At 44.4% G+C, this 18,294-nt stretch carries 17 protein-coding genes; 2 read left to right on the forward strand and 15 right to left on the reverse strand.

All coding sequences use genetic code 11. The annotated features are described in order from the left end of the window. Positions 1-89 precede the first annotated feature (89 nt). From PGR14_RS05180 to PGR14_RS05205, 6 genes are all read right to left on the reverse strand, one after another. Positions 90-1,493, reverse strand: a complete 1,404-nt coding sequence (locus tag PGR14_RS05180; RefSeq protein WP_270223097.1) for an alanine/glycine:cation symporter family protein — start codon at positions 1,491-1,493, stop codon at positions 90-92. 359 nt (positions 1,494-1,852) lie between these two features. Beyond that, positions 1,853-2,497, reverse strand: coding sequence for a pyroglutamyl-peptidase I (gene pcp / locus PGR14_RS05185; protein WP_008368953.1), 645 nt, complete (start codon positions 2,495-2,497; stop codon positions 1,853-1,855). A gap of 23 nt (positions 2,498-2,520) precedes the next feature. Beyond that, the gene (locus tag PGR14_RS05190) at positions 2,521-3,510 is read right to left on the reverse strand and encodes a thermophilic metalloprotease (RefSeq protein WP_022221111.1); all 990 of its coding nucleotides are present in this window, start codon (positions 3,508-3,510) and stop codon (positions 2,521-2,523) included. 109 nt (positions 3,511-3,619) lie between these two features. Continuing rightward, positions 3,620-4,573 carry a DUF979 domain-containing protein gene (locus tag PGR14_RS05195; protein WP_270223098.1) on the reverse strand — a complete coding sequence of 318 codons (954 nt, stop codon included), beginning with the start codon at positions 4,571-4,573 and terminating at the stop codon, positions 3,620-3,622. A 14-nt stretch (positions 4,574-4,587) separates the two neighbouring features. After that, the gene (locus PGR14_RS05200) at positions 4,588-5,280 is read right to left on the reverse strand and encodes a 5-oxoproline transporter, DUF969 family subunit (protein ID WP_008368960.1); all 693 of its coding nucleotides are present in this window, start codon (positions 5,278-5,280) and stop codon (positions 4,588-4,590) included. A gap of 33 nt (positions 5,281-5,313) precedes the next feature. Next, a complete protein-coding gene (locus tag PGR14_RS05205; RefSeq protein ID WP_270223099.1) occupies positions 5,314-8,589 on the reverse strand; it encodes a M14 family metallopeptidase in 3,276 nt (1,091 codons plus the stop codon). Positions 8,590-8,828: 239 nt separating this feature from the next. Here PGR14_RS05205 and PGR14_RS05210 point away from each other — a divergent pair, with 239 nt between their 5' ends. After that, on the forward strand, positions 8,829-9,416 hold the full coding sequence (locus PGR14_RS05210; protein WP_173686404.1) for a TetR/AcrR family transcriptional regulator: 588 nt from the start codon (positions 8,829-8,831) through the stop codon (positions 9,414-9,416). Positions 9,417-9,917: 501 nt separating this feature from the next. Here the strand turns inward: PGR14_RS05210 and PGR14_RS05215 are convergent. The 9 genes from PGR14_RS05215 to PGR14_RS05255 form a co-directional block, all read right to left on the reverse strand. After that, positions 9,918-10,151 (reverse strand): hypothetical protein, encoded by a 234-nt coding sequence (locus tag PGR14_RS05215; RefSeq protein ID WP_008368971.1) that lies wholly within the window; start codon positions 10,149-10,151, stop codon positions 9,918-9,920. 150 nt (positions 10,152-10,301) lie between these two features. After that, positions 10,302-11,123, reverse strand: coding sequence for a CvfB family protein (locus PGR14_RS05220; RefSeq protein ID WP_055157926.1), 822 nt, complete (start codon positions 11,121-11,123; stop codon positions 10,302-10,304). Positions 11,124-11,126: 3 nt separating this feature from the next. Further along, the gene (locus tag PGR14_RS05225) at positions 11,127-11,834 is read right to left on the reverse strand and encodes an acyl-[acyl-carrier-protein] thioesterase (RefSeq protein WP_173692357.1); all 708 of its coding nucleotides are present in this window, start codon (positions 11,832-11,834) and stop codon (positions 11,127-11,129) included. Between the two features lie 5 nt (positions 11,835-11,839). Next, positions 11,840-13,021 carry a cation diffusion facilitator family transporter gene (locus tag PGR14_RS05230; protein ID WP_022221113.1) on the reverse strand — a complete coding sequence of 394 codons (1,182 nt, stop codon included), beginning with the start codon at positions 13,019-13,021 and terminating at the stop codon, positions 11,840-11,842. 67 nt (positions 13,022-13,088) lie between these two features. Next, positions 13,089-13,706, reverse strand: a complete 618-nt coding sequence (gene spoIIR / locus PGR14_RS05235; RefSeq protein WP_270223100.1) for a stage II sporulation protein R — start codon at positions 13,704-13,706, stop codon at positions 13,089-13,091. Positions 13,707-13,770: 64 nt separating this feature from the next. Continuing rightward, complete coding sequence (locus PGR14_RS05240; protein WP_008368980.1) at positions 13,771-14,460, reverse strand: GntR family transcriptional regulator; 690 nt, start codon at positions 14,458-14,460, stop codon at positions 13,771-13,773. Positions 14,461-14,462: 2 nt separating this feature from the next. After that, positions 14,463-15,338: a 4-(cytidine 5'-diphospho)-2-C-methyl-D-erythritol kinase gene (gene ispE, locus PGR14_RS05245; protein ID WP_270223101.1), complete on the reverse strand. Its 876-nt coding sequence runs from the start codon at positions 15,336-15,338 to the stop codon at positions 14,463-14,465. Between the two features lie 63 nt (positions 15,339-15,401). Further along, positions 15,402-16,964 carry a DUF3794 and LysM peptidoglycan-binding domain-containing protein gene (locus tag PGR14_RS05250; protein WP_055157918.1) on the reverse strand — a complete coding sequence of 521 codons (1,563 nt, stop codon included), beginning with the start codon at positions 16,962-16,964 and terminating at the stop codon, positions 15,402-15,404. A gap of 10 nt (positions 16,965-16,974) precedes the next feature. After that, complete coding sequence (locus tag PGR14_RS05255; protein WP_215686409.1) at positions 16,975-17,421, reverse strand: protease complex subunit PrcB family protein; 447 nt, start codon at positions 17,419-17,421, stop codon at positions 16,975-16,977. A 132-nt stretch (positions 17,422-17,553) separates the two neighbouring features. Here PGR14_RS05255 and PGR14_RS05260 point away from each other — a divergent pair, with 132 nt between their 5' ends. Further along, positions 17,554-18,288 carry a lysophospholipid acyltransferase family protein gene (locus PGR14_RS05260; RefSeq protein ID WP_215686407.1) on the forward strand — a complete coding sequence of 245 codons (735 nt, stop codon included), beginning with the start codon at positions 17,554-17,556 and terminating at the stop codon, positions 18,286-18,288. The last annotated feature ends 6 nt before the right edge of the window (positions 18,289-18,294 follow it).

Consider the following 18,294-nt stretch of genomic DNA (forward strand, 5'->3'; position numbering starts at 1 on the left):
TTGGGGCGTTGGTGTCACAACCTTATTTATCCTCTAACGCAAAAATACCGCCGCATCAGATCTCATTTCCAATGCGGTAGTTTCTTTTCTTACTCCACTGCTTTTACCGCAGCAGACATTTTTTCTTCATTTTGTTTTGAAAAATACAGTTTTGTTTCTCCAATGATCACTTTTCTAAGTGCAATGATTGCGATCAGGTTCGGAATAATCATCAACGCATTCGTGATATCTGCAAGAAGCCAGATTGGTTCCAGCGATAAAAACGGTGCCAGTGCAATTGCTGCAATGTAGATGATCTTATATGGTTTGATCCATTTCGTTGTGCCGGTTAGATAAACCAGGCAGCGTTCTCCATAATAATTCCACCCCAAAATGGTGGTAAATGCAAAGAACATGATTCCTGCTGCGATCAGATACATGCCTATATTGTGCGGCAGACACATGTTATATGCAGCTGTAACAAGCGTGCTTCCGTTCATATCCGAACTGTCCATCAACCCGCTGCTGATGATAACTAGTCCTGTCATGGAACAGGTCAGAATCGTAGTAACAAACACACTTGTCATGGAAAGAAGGCCCTGTCTTACACCGGAATTCGTCTTCGCCGCTGCTGCCACGATCGGTGAACTTCCAAGTCCTGCCTCATTTGTATAGACACCTCTGGCAATCCCGGTTCTCATAACCGTCATAAACGTAATGACACCTGTTCCTGCAGTTCCTCCGATTACCGATTCTTTTGCAAATGCACAGGTAAAAATGGTCTTAAAAGCATCCGGTACTGCCGCCCGGTTGATCACCAGCGCCACTACCGAGCCTCCAAGAAAAGTAAGCGCCATAATCGGCACCACAATTTCAGCAACCTTTGAAATACTTTTAATTCCTCCGATCGTTACAACCGCAGTAAGCACTGTTATGATGACTCCTGCTACAATGATCGGTATATGGAATGTCACATTGACAGATTCTGTGATCGCATTTACCTGCGGAAACGTTCCGCAGCCAAATAATGCTGTACATATGCCAAACACAGAAAAGGCTTTTGCAAGCCAGATAAATCTCTCTCCCATACCATTTTGGATATAAAACATCGGTCCGCCGGCCATCTGGTTATTCTCGTCCGTCACTCGGTATTTTACCGCTAAAAGACTTTCTGAATATTTCGTCACCATACCAAGTATGGCTGAAATCCACATCCAGAATAACGATCCCGGTCCACCAATTCGAAGCGCCGTTGCAACTCCAACAATACTTCCCGTTCCTATGTCTGCTGCCATCGTTGTACATAGAGTCGCAAATGCCGATACATCTCCTTCTCCGCTTCCGGTCCCACTTTCTTTTTCAAAAATGGCCCTTACTGCACGTGGAAATTTTGTGATCTGCAGTCCTCTCAATTTAATCGTAAAGTAAAGCCCTGTACCGATCAACAGTAACAATGTCGGAGGTCCCCATACATAACTTTGGATAGTCGTCAGCATCCCCATTAAATTACTCATTTCACTTCTCCTTCGCCTCTGTTATTGTTTTCCATCCATATTCTATTTTTACGATAATCTTTTCCCCACTAGATTTTTTTCTTCACCTTCTTAATCAACTTGTTTTTTGAAAAAGCTCTCTCCGTTCATAAAATTGTTCATTTTTCTTATTTCCGCTTCGACTTTCTTTATGCATATTATACATAACATTTCTGCCCGTGACAAATCAATTCTTTTTCTTTATAATAGAATTTCTTAATATATAATGAACGTCCATTTTCATTAAGCGACATGAAATTATATTTCCAATAAAATTTTACAAAAAAACACCGCCGCATCAGCTTCATTCTGACACAGCGGTACTTTTTTCTTTCATAAAACTAGTGAGTAGTTCCCATAACCTCTTTTACATCTTCTGTATTATTCACTACAGCTTCAACACAATACTCCAGAGACTTTGCGATTGTCTCAAGCGGCATACTTGCCATTCCGTTCGCCTTATCTACAACCTGATCGCAAGCATATGGTACATGGATAAATCCGGCACGGATGTTAGTGTATTTGGTTGCACACATATGCAGTACATTGTACATTACACAGTTGCATACGTAGGTTCCTGCCGTGAAAGATACATGGCATGGAAGTCCGTGAGCACGTACATTCTGAACCATTGCATTTACCGGAATTGTTGCAAAGTATCCGGTTGGACCGTCTGCCTGAAGTGGCTCATCAAGTGGCTGGTCACCTGCATTGTCCGGAATCCGGGCATCTGCAAGGTTGATTCCTACTTTTTCTACAGTGACGCAGGAACGTCCGCCTGCCTGACCTACATTGATCACTATATCCGGGTTATGTTCTTTGATTGCCGCTTCAACTGCCGGTGCACTTTTCTTGAATTCTGTAGGAATCTCTACATATACGATCTCTGCCCCCGCAATTGTTGACGGAAGAAGCTTGATTGCCTCGAATGCCGGGTTTACGCTTTCTCCTCCAAATGGATCAAATCCTGTTAATAAAACCTTCATGTTAATTTCCTCCTTTATATCTCTTAGTATAACACAGGCTCCGGGATAATAACCTTCCCCTGCTGCATAATCTGTCGGTTGTCCGTGTAGATATCCGGTTCCATACATACCAGATCAAAATGCCCTTTGGCGTTCTGAATACCTCCAAGAGCAATATTACGCCCAAGTCCTACATGGAATGTCCCATAAGCAGATTCATCTTCAATATAGCAGTTTCCAAGGCATTGTGAGCATGAATTAAGCCCGATTCCGAGTTCCCCCGCAATATAGATCCGGGGATCCTGATAATCTTCCATGTATTTTTTCAACCGAATACCGGTCGGAGTCTCTTCAATCTCCGTAATCCGTCCGCCTTTAAATAAAATCCTTGTCGGTTCCTCTGCGCGACCAATATATCCCAGAGAACCGTCAAGCACCATCACACCTTCTGTCTTTGTCTCCTCGATTGGGACATAGACCTCAATACTGGAAGAAGAATATCCCTTTCCATCCTTTAGAACTCCGTTAAAAAATCCCGGATCTCTGCCCACTTTGTAGAACATCATATCCGTTCCTGCCGGAGTTGTCACACGAACTTTTTCTGAATACTTGAGATATTTGATAAATGCCTTTGCCATCAGTCGGCTCTTCTTCGTATCCATCGTCAGGAAATCGTATTCCAGAAAAGATCTTCCGTCATTGGTTGCCAGTGGCAAGGACAGAAATTTCTTGTGTCTTTGTATCGCACGCTTTGCGGCTTTCGTTGTCACCAGCGAATACTCTGTCGCCGCGATAATTGCCGTATAAGGATCAAAAACTGCTTCATTATCATCAAAAAAGATTCCCACATGGCGTCCCTTGTTCTCGACAAGCAGTGTATTCACTGACCGTGCTTTTCCGGAAGCCTCTTTTTCCATTGCTTTTGCTTCTGCAAGATATTCCTTCGATGTCACGATCAGTACTTTGTCCCACGCCCTTACTTTTACCCATTCGTGAATAATGATCCGGGCACCCCGTTCCATATTCGGTGTCATATGTCCCTCTTCTTTCTCCATACCAAAAACTAGAATAAGCTTACGAATTCTAAGGCCATTATTTTCTGCTTTTCCAGTGAAATAATGACCTTAGCTACTTATGTCTTATTTACTTTAATACTATCATATAACAGATCTGGAACACAAGCATAAAAATTGCAACCAGAACCTGATTTTTGATAGCGCCCCAGCGGTCCTTCATGTTCAGGATCGCAACCGGCAGGATGTTGAAGTTCGCTGCCATCGGTGTAAGCAGAGTTCCACAGTATCCACATGTAAGTGCGAGCATACCGATCACCACCGGATTAGCACCGTAAGCAAGAACGAACGGTGCACCGATACCAACTGTCATAACGGTGATAGCTGCGAATGCATTTCCCATGATCATGGTAAAGAGTACCATACCGATTGCATAAACGATGATCCCGATATTTACATTTCCCTTTGGAACAATCTTTTCAACAAGCTGTGCGATTACATCGCCAACTCCTGCAGCGGTAAATACACCTCCAAGACATCCAAGCAGCTGTGGCAGCATACTGAGAGGTCCTGTGATTCCAAGGAATCTTTCAGAATCATTCAAAAAGACTGCCGGTTTATTCTGTTTTGTATCGAATGCCATCAGTAAGACCATAGCTACAATCACACCAACGGTAATTGCAACCATAGAACTCATATTACTGAATAATGCAAAGAACAGGGAGCATACCGCTACGGAGAATGCCGGGACAAATATCTTCATTCCGATCTTCTTAAACTGCTGTTCTGTGTGTTCCTTTGTCGGATTATCTGTTTTTCCGATTTTTACTTTCTTGAAGATCGGCGGCAGGCACATGATCAGAACAAGCGCACCAGAAACCTTTGCCGGGATCCATGAACCAAATCCACAAACGATACCGAAAGAGCACCAGAAAACAGCGGTTCCGACTCTTGACGGATTCTCTTTATCCAGCAGGTTCTTGATTCCTGCGTAAATCGTGATCAATCCGATAATTACCCATACTACATTCAGTCCGATTGCATTAAACGAATCGCCGACCTGTATAAATTTTAAATTACTCATCTGTCTTCCTCCCTCTATTTCTTAGTATCTGTTGATTTTCCATAGTATTTCTTCATCAGTTTGTTATCTTTCACAATAACAAATGCGCAGGAAACAACAAGTGCAACTAATGCTACCGGGATTTCAGCTGCTGCAAGGTCGATCAGTTCTACTTCGTATCCAAGACCTGCAAGTGTTGTCTGTACAAGGATTCCGCCGGCACCACCTACGAACAGTACCTGGAAGAAGAACCATGTGAAGTTCTGCATAGCAACAGCAAGTCCTTTTGCTTCTTCTACGTGATCTTCATTTGCTTTTCCTTCTTTATTGCTGATCGCACCTTCGATCATCGGAAGCAGTACCGGACGGATAAATCCGGCAACTCCACCGAAGCTGACATTGAATGCTCCAAACAGAGCATTCAGCATACCATATACAGCAACAAGCTTACCTGCTGTCGCACTTTTTACTTTACGGATCAGGTTTGCCGCTGCTTCACGCAGACCGTTTCTTTCCAGTGTACCTGTAACCAGCAGGATCATGATAAAGATTGCCATACTTCTGTTCGCTACAAAGTTTGTACCGATTGTTTCCAGAAGTCCGCCCACTCCAAGTCCTCCAACAATCCCTGTCGCGATAAGGGCCAGGAAAATAATGAGGATTGAATCCAGTTTCAGCGCGAATCCAACGATTACGATTAACACGCCAAGTAATTTGATGAGTTCCATACCTAACTCCTCCTTTAGAAAAGTATTAAAAAGTTATTTATTTTTTCCAGTCACTTTGACAATCATCGGACGCTGTCTTATGTAACTGGTCAAAATCTGTCCATCCTGCTCTTCCAGATGACATTCCATCACATGCACTGCTTCCATCAACATCCGGATAGTCGCCTCGTCATGTGCCACATGAGCCCTTGCACACAAATTCAGGTATTCACCCTGTGCGGTCTCATCTGCAACCTCGCTGGTATAAGCAACCGTTGTGATCCACGGAAAACGGATCGACGGATAACGATGGTTTGGATCTGCCGCGAACGGGATCCAGTAGTTGATCATTTCTTTATAATAGTTTGCCGGGAACAATTTCGGCATCCATGCATGTGCATATTTTTCAAACTGAGCACTCCATTCACGGTTCAATTCTCTCATCTCCGGATACTCGGCAATCTTGTCTGCAATCACATCTTCCATTACCTTATTGACCGGGTAATTGTCCTTGTACTCTGGATTGGTCACATACCAGAAATAACCATAAAGCAGAGATCTCGGAAGCCAGAAGCCTTTGTAAGACGGGGAGGTATAACCTGAAAACTGCTGCTCCCATTCATGGCTCGGTACTCCGTGATTGTCCACGATCATATCCGGGACATACCGGTCATAAATACGGGTTAATCCCATCGCCTCGCTGTGGATCGTATCCTGCTGGAAATGTTCATAGTAGAACTCTTTTCCAAGCGAATTAAATCTTGCCACATGGAATTTCCAGGTTGGATGCTCTTTCTGCAATTCATAATGGATTGCCGCACCATCCACATTTTCCATCGGAACGATCACCAGATTCAGTTTATCCGGTAAATCTTTGTAAACATCTTCTGTCAGCAGCTTCTTGATCAGGATAAATGCTGCATTTGTCGAAGATACTTCATTTGCATGATGTCTTGCATTGATCATCTCGCCAGGAATTCTTGATATACGCTTCGTCATGGACAGATAACCTTCGTATTCCGGTTTGATCCATACTGCATAGAGTTCACGTCCTGTATAAGATACCGCAGTCCGGAACACTTCGATTCCAGGAACCTGCTTCAATTCTTCGATGATCTCACGGTAAGTATCATATCCGATCAGTTCATGCTCATGCAGGTCAATCTCTTCAATCCGTTTCGTCTTTGGTTTTTCTTCTCTTTCCGGTGTAAGTGCTGCATACTGTATCTCGCTCTGCTCACTTTCAAACAAAAGCTTCGTACCTGCTGCAACACTTTCACACTCTGCCAGTACACCCTTTGACCACAATGTTGAGTAAGTGTGTAATACATTAGATTGTACACCATTTGTGCGGATATGGAAAGTAAAATTATCATTTTCCCATGAAATGGCACGGATCCATGCATCTGCTTCTTCCCGTTTTCTCTGTAAAAGAACCGCTTTTCCATCTTTTACAATGCATGCTTCTTCTTTTAACGGCTCGGTCAGTGTCACCTTAAATACCGGTCTGCCTTCTTTTTCATGGATCACCGGAAGGATCAGTCCCGGCGCATCCAGCATGACATCTGCTTTCTTCACACCGTAATTTTTAAAATAGTCGCTTCCGACAAAATACATATCTTCATGCAAAGCATCCAGTGAAGAGATCAGATCCTCTCTTGATCCGGTCGCATAGTCCGGTTCACTTGCGGTCACGTCCAGACGCAGTTCATGGAAGAACGGCTGCAGGTCTGCGGAAATCTTTCCGCCTGTCTTTTCCTCAATATATCGTCTGCAATCCGGAAGAACTTCCTTCTGGTAAACATCCCAGATCTCTTCCATATCGGTACGGACGGTCTGATAAAATACTTCCTGTCCGTCAATCTCTGCTTTTACATAACCGGTTGCCGGATGAACCTTTCCCATCTGCGGATATTCATCCATATATGGTCTTTCCGACCAGACTGCTTTGTAAGTATCCTCACAGCAGACCTTTTCGTCCTTGATCCCCTTGCAGAGATAAGTGATATCTTCTTCGCCTTCATAAGCTTTGAAAATGACTTTATCTCTTTCAATTCCAAGCTCTTTTACCAGAATATCTTCTACCGGATACAGTTCCTGCAGATAGCGGATCGGAAGATCATACCACTTGTCCGGAGTGTCTGCATTCAGATTGTGATAGGACGGGGTTGCACCGTTCTCATCCAGCCAGTCTGTCTGGCCTTCCGGCAGGAACGGTTTGAAATAAATCTCAACCTGATCTGCCTGCGCTTCCTTCATCACCGGAAGCATCTCTTCAACGATCCAGGAATATCCCTGTTTGTATGCACAGATAACGGAGGTATCCTCCGGCTTGGCACCTAACATCTGGATTCTGTCTTCGATTTTTTCTTTTATCTTCTGGCGTACTTTTATATTTTCACTTACCGCACCGGTAATCTTTACCTTGCTTCCTTTCCCGATTTGCGGATAAACCTTTTCTTCCAGAAGTTTTTCAAAAACTTCCACTTCCCACGGAAGCTCATACACCTTCTCGTACATCTTCTGTCCGGATTTGTAATTATATACCTTTGCATCCCCGGCTTCTTTTTTCTGTGTATCATTCCAGAGCGGAGATCCGTACACTTCGTATTCTCCTGTCTGCTCTTTCTGCATCGCTTTCAAAGCTGCAAGCTGTCCATCTGCGCTGCGCAGTACAAAGTCATCCACCATATCCATCAGCAGGTCTTTCCAGCTTCTCTGACCATTGATCTGTGGAAATTCCATACAGAGGCGGGAGGTAAATGCGATTAGTTCCTCTCCGTCACCGCGAAGAGATACTTTTACACTTTCTCCTTCTTTTTCCCGTACAAGCTCTGTCTGCTCTGCTTTTTCCAGAACGAGCCGGTTGCCTGTATAAGCTGCATCTGCCGTAATAGTTCCTTTATATCCGGTCGTCTCCATACCAAAACGCCATGCCAGGTTACATGCTGCAACGAGCATCGCATCATCTGCATCCTCCGGAAGTACAATCTTCACATCCAACACATCCGGAAGAAGATCCTGATTCTCGTCTTTCAGGAAATCCCCTTTCTGAAGCATCGTCTCCAGCCCTTTTTCCTTACGGAAATCCAGATCAAAGATCGGACCTGTATGCTTTGATGCTGATTCGTACTCTTCCGGTGTCTCCCCTGTACTCTTTTTCCACAGGGCTTTCAGCTCTTCCATATTCTCCGGCACCGGAATCTCACCGTCCGCTGTGATCACCGGAAATGTAGCTGTCTCTGTCTGAAATCCCAGAAGTAGTGCTGCTTCAACCGCATAACGCTTCTGTTCTCCTGTCATGCCGGCTGCAAGTTTTAATTTTTCCATCTTACACCTCCAAAAGCACTGTAGTTCGTTTTCGTACTACGGTCTAAAAAGATACTGTATTCCGAACTACGTTCTGCTTTTTATACCCTTCATTCTACTAAAGTGTTCAAATAAAGTCAACCATATTATCCTTATATGGACATTTTCAATAAAATGTATGCAGAAACAAAACATTGCACTCTCCACATCCCTGTGTTACAATAGCTTCAATACTTTTAAGAAGGCAGGAACGATCAATTATGACAACGCACGGCAAACGACATGCAAAACAGGACATCATGGATGCAGCATGGAAGCTGTTCACAGAACAGGGCTATGACGAAACTACGATCGCGCAGATCATCGAACTCTCCGGTAATTCCCGCAGCACCTTTTACCACCATTTTCGTGGAAAAGATGAACTTCTCTTCAGCCTCGCCTATTCCTACGACAGTGACTATGATAGCTGGCTTCAGACCTGCGACCGGACGCTTCCAGCCGCCGATCTGCTGCTCGCCTTCAACCATTTTGTGCTGAATAACCTGGAGCACTCACCATATATGGATCTCTTTGCGCCCCTCTACGGTCTTCAGGTAGCTACTACCGGAACCAGACATATTTTAAACCCGGATCGTAATTATTATAAGATCCTGCGCAAGATCCTTTTCGATGGGATCAAATGTGGAGAACTAAAGTCAGACTACTCCTACGTCGAGCTCTCCCAGATGATCACCTCTGCCCAGATCGGTCTCACCTACTCCTGGTGTCTCACCCAGAGAAGCTTCTCCCTGCTTCAATACGGCGAATCCCTCCTGACACCATTTATTGAATCATTACGCGCAAACTAACCTAACCCACCCTCAATATAAATACCCTCTCCCATATACCAGGAAACTATCTTTCTATAGTTTCCTGAATTTTTATGTTTAGCAGCCGCCAGGTCTGCGTCCAAAGTCTTGAGGGCGGATTTAGAAAAAGAATAGGGGTGAAGGCACTTATTGTGCAATGGAGCTGAGACTCAAAAATTGTGGAAGCCTTTGCTGACACGATTTTCGTTCTCAGAGGCTCATCGGAATGCCCTGCGCAATGGACTTCACACCTATTCTTTTCCTAAATCCGCCACACAATCTCCCCCTCGCATACCGTCTCTCTCCACAATCGAGCAGGCTGACTCCTACTCGATTTGTATACTTTGTACACGATCTCGCTTAACAGCTCGATGATCTACATTCGCCAAATGCAGATCCTTGTGCAAGGACAAATCTGCACTTGGCTCATCGTATACACAAAAAAGCAGGAACCAAATCACTTTGATTCCTGCTTCTCACTATTCCTGGTATTTATATAAATTAGCCATTGATCATGAAGTTAACCAGTTTATCGATGTCTTCTTTTTCGTATGCAATGATTTCCAGTTCCGGAATCTCTCCGTTAGAGAAAATATTTGCCATAGAAACATACTGAGAAAGTTTAGATTTCAGATTCAGTCTGTCGCCTTCTCCTGTTACAAGTTCTACTTTTCCTTTGCAGCTGTCTACTACTTCAAAAAACTTATCAATGTTTGTAATATTCTGTACCTTCATGATGTACACTCCTTTTCTTTTATCTCTTCCTATCTTTTACACCCTCAATATATACAATTTTTTTTTGAAAATCAAGGGTTTTTTTTCAAATCAGCGTTTTGGGCATTGTGAACAATTTAACAGTCTGTTTTTTGTGCATAATCACAATGTCTATTTCAAAACAATACTGTCCTTACGGATCTCGATCTTACGCTCTTTATACAGATGTCCGACTGCACGCTTGAATGCATTCTTGCTCAGATCAAACTCCGCACGGATCAGCTCCGCGTCTGCTTTATCGTTAAACGGAAGGACTCCGCCCTTTTCTTCCAGACGCGCCAGTACCAGAAGCGCATCCTTATCCATCTGGATAAATGCTTTCTCACGGACACTTAAATTCAGCTTTCCATCCGGTTTTACTTCTGTCACTCTCGCATGGATCTTCATTCCCGGTCTTAGACTTTTCGGTGCTTCTCTCTTTGGCACAAGCGCAGAATATTTTCCGTCCACTGCAACGAAAGCCCCAAAATTATCACTCACTTCGTAAACGATTCCCTCTACCTGATCATCCTTCTGATAAGGAGAATCACTGGTCAGATACTCATATACCTTCATGGTCGCACAGAGTCTCTGGCTCTTATCAATATAAAGTCCTACCAGACATTCATCCCCCGGTTTCACCTTATAAGTCTGCTCCTTAAATGGCAGGAACAGATCCTTTTCCAGTCCCCAGTCCAGGAAGGCACCGAATTTGCCAACCTGCGCTACCTTCAGGATTGCACTTTCCCCCAGTGTAAGCTTCGGTTCATTTACCGTTGCGATCAGACGGTCAGAAGAATCCTTATACAAAAACACCTCAATCGGATCGCCCGGTTCGATTCCTGCCGGAACCTGCTTCTTCGGAAGAAGAACCTTTTCTCTGTCATCTCCCAGATATACTCCGAAATCAACTACCTTTACTACCGTAAGCATCTGTTTTTTTCCTAATTCCATCTCTTATTTCTCCTTGAATTCTACTACCGCATACGGATTTCCCTCCGCATCACAAAGTTCCACTATTTTTCTCTGTTCCTCTACCGCCATCTTTGGATAAATAATATCACCCATAACTGCGGATTTTTTATATTCTACCCGGATCTGTCCGGCACGCTCACATTCCGGCACCACATCAATTGCCATCTGGATATACTGGCAGTTATTGACATGCTCGTTTGTGTCGATCTGATGACGTCTTACCGGAAAACTTTCTCCATCTTCCAGTTCTTTTGGAAGCACGATCTTACGCGGCGCAAACTCTACATCCAATGGTGCTTCCGGCCGATAAGCCTCGATCTCTTCTTTCGCCGGTCTGCATGGTCTTCCTTTTTTCATATCCATATATACCCAGACCGAATTGGCCCAGGCTGTCATCTCGCCTGCTTCATCCTCCATCTTAAAATTACGAAGTCCGAAAAGTCCGGTAAAATCCGTTGCCCAGGTGGACACCCGGATATGTTCCCCGAGTTTCGGATAACGGTTTACTACAATCTGCCATGCAGAAAGAATCCATGCCTGCCCGCTTTTTTTCAGTGATTCCACGCCATATCCGATATCCTCAGACTGAAAAGTACTACAGTCCTGAAAATAATTAACAAGCCCCGGTAATGTCAGAAGCTCCGTATGGTCTGCTTCACTGAATCGTACTCTGCTTTCAAATGTATACATCTCTTTTACCTCTGTTCTTCCACATAACTTCTGTCTAATGTGATAACACACTGATACTTTGGGTTATGATGCTGCAATCGGTCCATCAAAGTCAGTGTCAGTTCATTCCCTTTTTCCTCAGAATACTCTCTCGGAATGACAAAATCAAAAATGAGATTGATCTGTTTTTCTCCATTCACCATGCGGAAATCATGGATACTGCATCTCGGATCCAGTGCTTCCACAGCTTTTTCTGTCTCATGTTTTGCCTGAAGTACTTCTTCATTACGAGTCTCCACCGGATCCATATGAATTGTCAGCGAGATCCCCAGTTGTTCCATTGCCTCTCTCTCAATCCGGTCAATGATCTCATGGGATACATCAATCGGGACATCATTCGGAACCTCTGCATGAATGATCGCCATACTTCTTCCCGGTCCGTAATTATGGATCACCAGATCATGGCTGCCCTCGATTCCAGCGTATTTTTCCACAAAATGCTTGATCTTCTCATAATCTTCCCATGTCGCCGGAATTCCGATCAGCGGCTCAAGCGTATCCTTCGCAATCCCAAATCCGGCCCACATAACGACCAGTGAAACACCAAGTCCGACAAAGCCATCGATATTGATCCCTGTGATCCGCCAGAATACAACCGACAGGATCGTCGCTGCTGTCGTGATCACATCTCCAAGTGCATCTGCTGCCGTCGCCATCATCACCTGGGAAGAAATCTTTTCACCAAGTTTCCGGTTAAACATCGCAAGCCACAGCTTCACACCTATGGACAACACCAGGATCAGGATCGACACCAGACTGAATTTTAACTCTTCCGGCTCCCGGATCTTCACGATCGCATTTTTGAAAAAGGTAAATCCAACTTCGATCACCAGAAAGGATACGATCAGTGCCGCTATGTATTCCAGCCTGCCATGCCCAAAAGGATGCTCCTTGTCTGCCGGTTTTTCTGCCATCTTCACTCCGATCATTCCAATGATCGAAGAACCTGCATCCGATAAGTTGTTAAATGCATCTGCAGTAACAGACACACTGTGAAGAAGGATTCCTATCACCATCTTCGCAATCGTCAGCAGAACATTACAAAAGATGCCTACTCCGCTTGCCAGCACTCCATATGCTGTACGGACAGACACCTTTTCTACATCTTTATAATCTTTTACAAATAATTTTACAAGTATATCCGTCATTAAACTTTCCTTTACCTTAGGCGAAACAAATTTTCCTGCCATCTTCGTTGAAGTATATTCTACACATTTACTCCGTCAATTGCAAGAAAAACCATTTGATTTTTACCGGTGTGCCTTTTACGATCATCGCATACTCTTCATCCGTCAACACACTCCGCAGCTCTTCCTTCCCTTCTTTGGGAACAATTGCATGGACAGAATCCATAAAACAGAGATTCGGATAAAGAACACACCACCAGTTGTGCCCCTGTGCCTTTCCGATCTTGATCCGAAGTGCATCGTACCAGCCTGCGGGGAAGATGATGTCTCCGTAAGTTTTGTCCGGAAATTCACACCGCACGACCTCAGCTGTTATCTGATCGTTACATCCTTCTTCCTGCAAGACTTCCCTGGCCGTCCGGATCAGTTCTTCTTTGTGGCGGATCGCCCATGCTTTCGCCTCCGCTGCATTCCCTGCATTCGAAAGATTCTCACACATATAATCTACAACAGCCTCTTTCACCTTCATCTTAAGTTCCTGGTCTTCTTTGCTGTCACTGTTGGCAAGCACATGAAAGCGGAACACCTCACCGGATAACTTTTCCTGCACTGCATTCGCCTTCGCTTCCACCTGCATTCCCCTTGCAAATGCCGCACCACACAGAATCATGATCAGTACCAGCGCCAATGCTTTTATTTTTTTCATTTTCGTATGTACCTCCTGTCTTTGATACCAGGAGTATTGACAACATATGGAAAACTATACATTTTTATCTGTGATATTCTACCTGATCTCTCCGGATAACATCCGATACTGTAGAGGCCTGATTGTCAATATGACATCCCATGAGCTCACATGCCTCTTCAACCTCTCCACCCGAAATCAGTGCGATCAGCTTATCATGTTCTTCCAGGAGCTGTGGATAACATTCCTTCTGCTTCAGATATTCTACGCGGAACCGGTACATCTGTTCCCGCAGGTTATTCAGCAGCGTGATCAGTCTCTGGTTATTGGTTGCGGCAAAGATAATATCATGGAATTTTACATCTGCTTCAGCGATCTTCGTCACATCACCACTCTTTAAGACTTTACGGAAATCTTCAGCTGCCATCTTCATTTCTTCAACCTGCTCCGGCGTGATCCGTTCACACGCAAGCTGTACGGAAAGCTCTTCCAGTGCCTTTCTGACTTCCAGCACATCCTGCATATTCTTCTCTGTGATCTGTGCCACTTCTGCCCCTTTTCGCGGAATCATCAGAACCAGACCTTCCAGCTCCAGTTTACGGATTGCTTCACGGATCGGGGTACGGCTTACTCCAAGCTTGTTGGCAAGCTGGATCTCCATCAGCCGTTCTCCCGGCTTCAGTTCTCCTCTTAAAATTGCCTTCCGAAGTGTATTGAACACAACATCTCTCAACGGCAGGTATTCATTCATATTTACTTCAAAATCCATATCCATTCTTATCTCCTCCTGACGTTATGCACATTTGCAAGATAAATCTGTTTTGCCAGATTCTGTGCTTTTACTTTTGTAAATGCTTCCTTCGCTGTCCTGCGATCCCTGAAAATCCCAAATACAGTCGGACCGCTTCCACTCATCATCGCCCCAAGAGCACCTGCTTCCATCATACATTCTTTGATCTGTGCAATGACCGGATATGCTTCAACCGTAACCTTTTCCAGCACGTTACCCAAGGATGCTGCCACTTGCTCAAGATCCTGGTTCTTCAATCCGTCCAGGATACCATCTATATCCGGATGCTCCTTGATTTCACAGGAATCCAGCTTTTCATAAACCATCTTTGTCGATACACTGATCGGCGGCTTGGCGATCAGAATCTGACATTTCGGCATCGGAGGAAGCGGCGTCAGTTTTTCCCCGATTCCTTCTGCTAGTACCGTTCCGCGCATAATGCAGTAAGGAACATCCGCCCCAAGCTTCACGCCTCTTTCCATCAGCTCTTTTTGAGAAAGTCCCAGCCGGAACATCTGGTTCATTCCGTAAAGCACTGCCGCAGCATTGGAACTTCCGCCTGCCATTCCCGCTGCAACCGGTATATGCTTGTCCAGATGGATTCTGACTCCGTCTTTAATATCAAATTCATCGATCAGAAGCTTTGCCGCTTTCCATGCAATATTGTCCTCATCATTCGGCAGATAAAAAAGATTTGAATCGATCTCGATACCTGGGGCCGACTTCTTTTGCAGCGTCACATTATCGTACAGATATAGCGTCTGCATGACCATGCGCACATCGTGATAACCATTCTCCCGCCGCCCCAGCACATCAAGTCCAAGATTGATCTTCCCAAGTGCTTTTAACTCCAGTTTATCCATGCGTGTATCTCCTTATTGTATTTTTTCGACCTTTTTTTGTATCTTGTATACATCATTTCATTACTATAGTATACTCAAACTCTCCCGAAAAATCAATATTTTATCACCCGTTTTCAATTCTTTTGATAATAATTCATTATTAAGCAGAATGCTTTCTTCTGTGGTCGAATATTTCTTTGCCAGACTCCACAGATCATCTCCGTCTTTTACGATATATCCCACAATTCCCGGCTGATTCATCCGCTCTTCTTTTTCATAATCCACAAGTGCAGCCTCTGTCACCATCTGTATTTTTTCCGCTTTTCGCATGAAGCTCCTGAACGCCACGACCGCTTTGATCTCTACTTCATCATTTCCGGCAAGATCTACCGCAAGCTGCTCCACTGCATATGTGACGTCATATTTCATATCGCTGCTTCCTTCCCGGCATTCAAGCATTGCCGAGAACGGAACCATCCCCTTCCACACACCAAATGGTACTTCATCATTTGCCTTTACATACAGAAAACTGACATTTAGAATCCCCTCTGCCAGAATTCCTCCATCCTGCACTTCCATTTTTTCTATCTGCAGGTCTGCACTGCTGTGGCACACCTGAAGGATCTCATCTTTCAGCTCCGGCAGACTTAATCGTTCTGTGATCTTACTTTTTGAATGATTCTGCATCAGAAGCTCCTCAACAACAACTTCTTCTGTCTCCAAAACACATTTTTTATCAAGGGAATACGCATCCTCTAAAAGCTCCAGCTTTTCTTCCCCATAGACAAAAAGACGAACCTGAAGTGCCGCTTCAATGCCAAGCGCACGCATCTCACCGTCCTCATCCATCCGCACTTCCACACTGATATCATCCAGCCGGTCATAGACATGATGATACATACCTTCTTCTGCGCCGGCACACTCGATCCGCCCCTCATAAGGAACCGTCTGCTCCACCCAGTCTGTCTTGCCCTCCTGGGATTCATAGAGAACAAAGATCTGCAATTCTCCATTTATCAGCATAGCATCCTGCACAAGTCTGGTATCCATTTTCCGGGAGCTTACCTCTGTCCACAAGAGCGTTCCGATATTCTCTTTGGTCCCCGGTATCTTAATCTCCTCTTTGATCCTGTAAATGTCTCTCTTCGCGGTAAACAGCTGCAGCAGCTCCACCGGACATTTTTTCAGATAGATTCCCTCTTCCCCATCCACATCAAGTGTCACCTGTTTTTCTGTAATCTGCTCTGTATGTACCGTCATTTCCGCAAGCGCTTTTACCGCAAGCTTTCTCGAATGGATCAGTGATACCCCGCATTCCACCCGCTGAACTTGCACAATGTCTTCGCCTTCTCCGTTCTCTTCCTCCATGTAGACCATTTCCTCAAACGGAATCATTCCCTCTAAAGCTCCGGGACGTGGATCTCCCGAATCTGTCACATACAAAACTTTAAAATTCAGTTTTCCCGTCACACGGAGATAATTTTCCACTCTTCTTGTCTCTTCAATCCGCAGACTTCCCTCACCGGAAAGCACTCTTCCCACGTCACTTTTCGCATCCGGTACATTATAATCCCCACCGATCATAAACTGATCCGTCACTGTTTTGCCCATCTGATTCATGCGTACCTGTTTTCTTATCAGTTCCATAGTCAGCCTCCTACTCAAATATCACCGGTTTTTCGCTTTTTGCCATTTCCAGGACAACATATGGGTATTGGGAAAATCCATCTTCCCGCATACAGATATTTCCCATCTCCTCCCCATCTTTTTCTGTCTCGTCACTTCCCGGTCCCAGAAGTGTTGTCTGTACACAGATCACATCTTTTTCTTCCGTACAGCCATCAACCCGGATCGCATATCCCTCCATTTCCTGTCTCCCATACCCCTGTCCGACATACAGCCGGTCTCCTTGCACATACATGATCTGAAATGGGGTTTCTTCCATCCCGGCAATGCGTTCGGTCATTTCCGCCGGAACTTTTTTCTCATCCACAATGGAATATTCCAGCATTTCTCCACCCGCTTCCTCTTTTTCCATGACCTGACAGCCGCCAAGGAAAATCAGCATCCAGATCACCCCTGTCACACAGCATTTTATTCTCATAATTATTCACAAACTTTTCCATTTTTTTGTCTCTTTATTATCATATTATCTTCCTTGTATTTTCATGCATCGAATAGTATAATCGAAGAAAAGTATGTTACTTTATACAATGAAAGAGAGGATTTTGGGGTAATGATACGATTTATCTGTATCGCAGTCTTTTTAATTCTTTACCTGATCCTGTCCATTCCGGTTTTTCTGGTGGAATGGATCATTGGTAAATTCAATCGCAGAGCCAAAGATATCAGTTCTCTGCGCATCGTTCAGTGGGGCTTTAAAGTGATTCTTAAGATGACCGGTGTCACGACAACCGTGATCGGTGAAGAAAATGTTCCGGATGAACCGGTACTCTTTATCGGCAACCACCGCAGTTATTTTGATATTCTCCTTACTTACAGCCGGTGCAGGCGTCTGACCGGTTATGTTGCCAAAAAAGAAATGGAAAAGATTCCGCTTCTTTCCACATGGATGAAGAATCTGTACTGTCTCTTCCTTGACAGAGACAATATGAGAGAAGGTCTGAAGACGATCCTTCAGGCAATTGATTATGTAAAAAATGGCATTTCCATCTGCATCTTCCCGGAAGGAACCCGCAACAATGGCGAAGAACTTTCTATGCTTCCATTCCGTGACGGTGCACTTAAAATTGCCGAAAAGACCGGGTGTGCGATCATTCCGATCAGCATGAACAATACTGCTGACATTTTTGAAGCACATTTCCCGCGTGTAAAAAAAGTACATGTCGTCATCGAATACGGCAAACCAATCTATCCAAAAGAACTGGATAAAGAGACAAGAAAACATCTTGGAATCTATTGTCATGATCTTATCCAGGACACAATTAAGAAAAACGCCAGTCTGGTCTAAACCTAT

It is taken from the genome of Coprococcus sp. AF99-45 (genome assembly GCF_027663865.1).
GTDB classification, from domain to species: Bacteria; Bacillota; Clostridia; order Lachnospirales; family Lachnospiraceae; genus Allocoprococcus; species Allocoprococcus comes.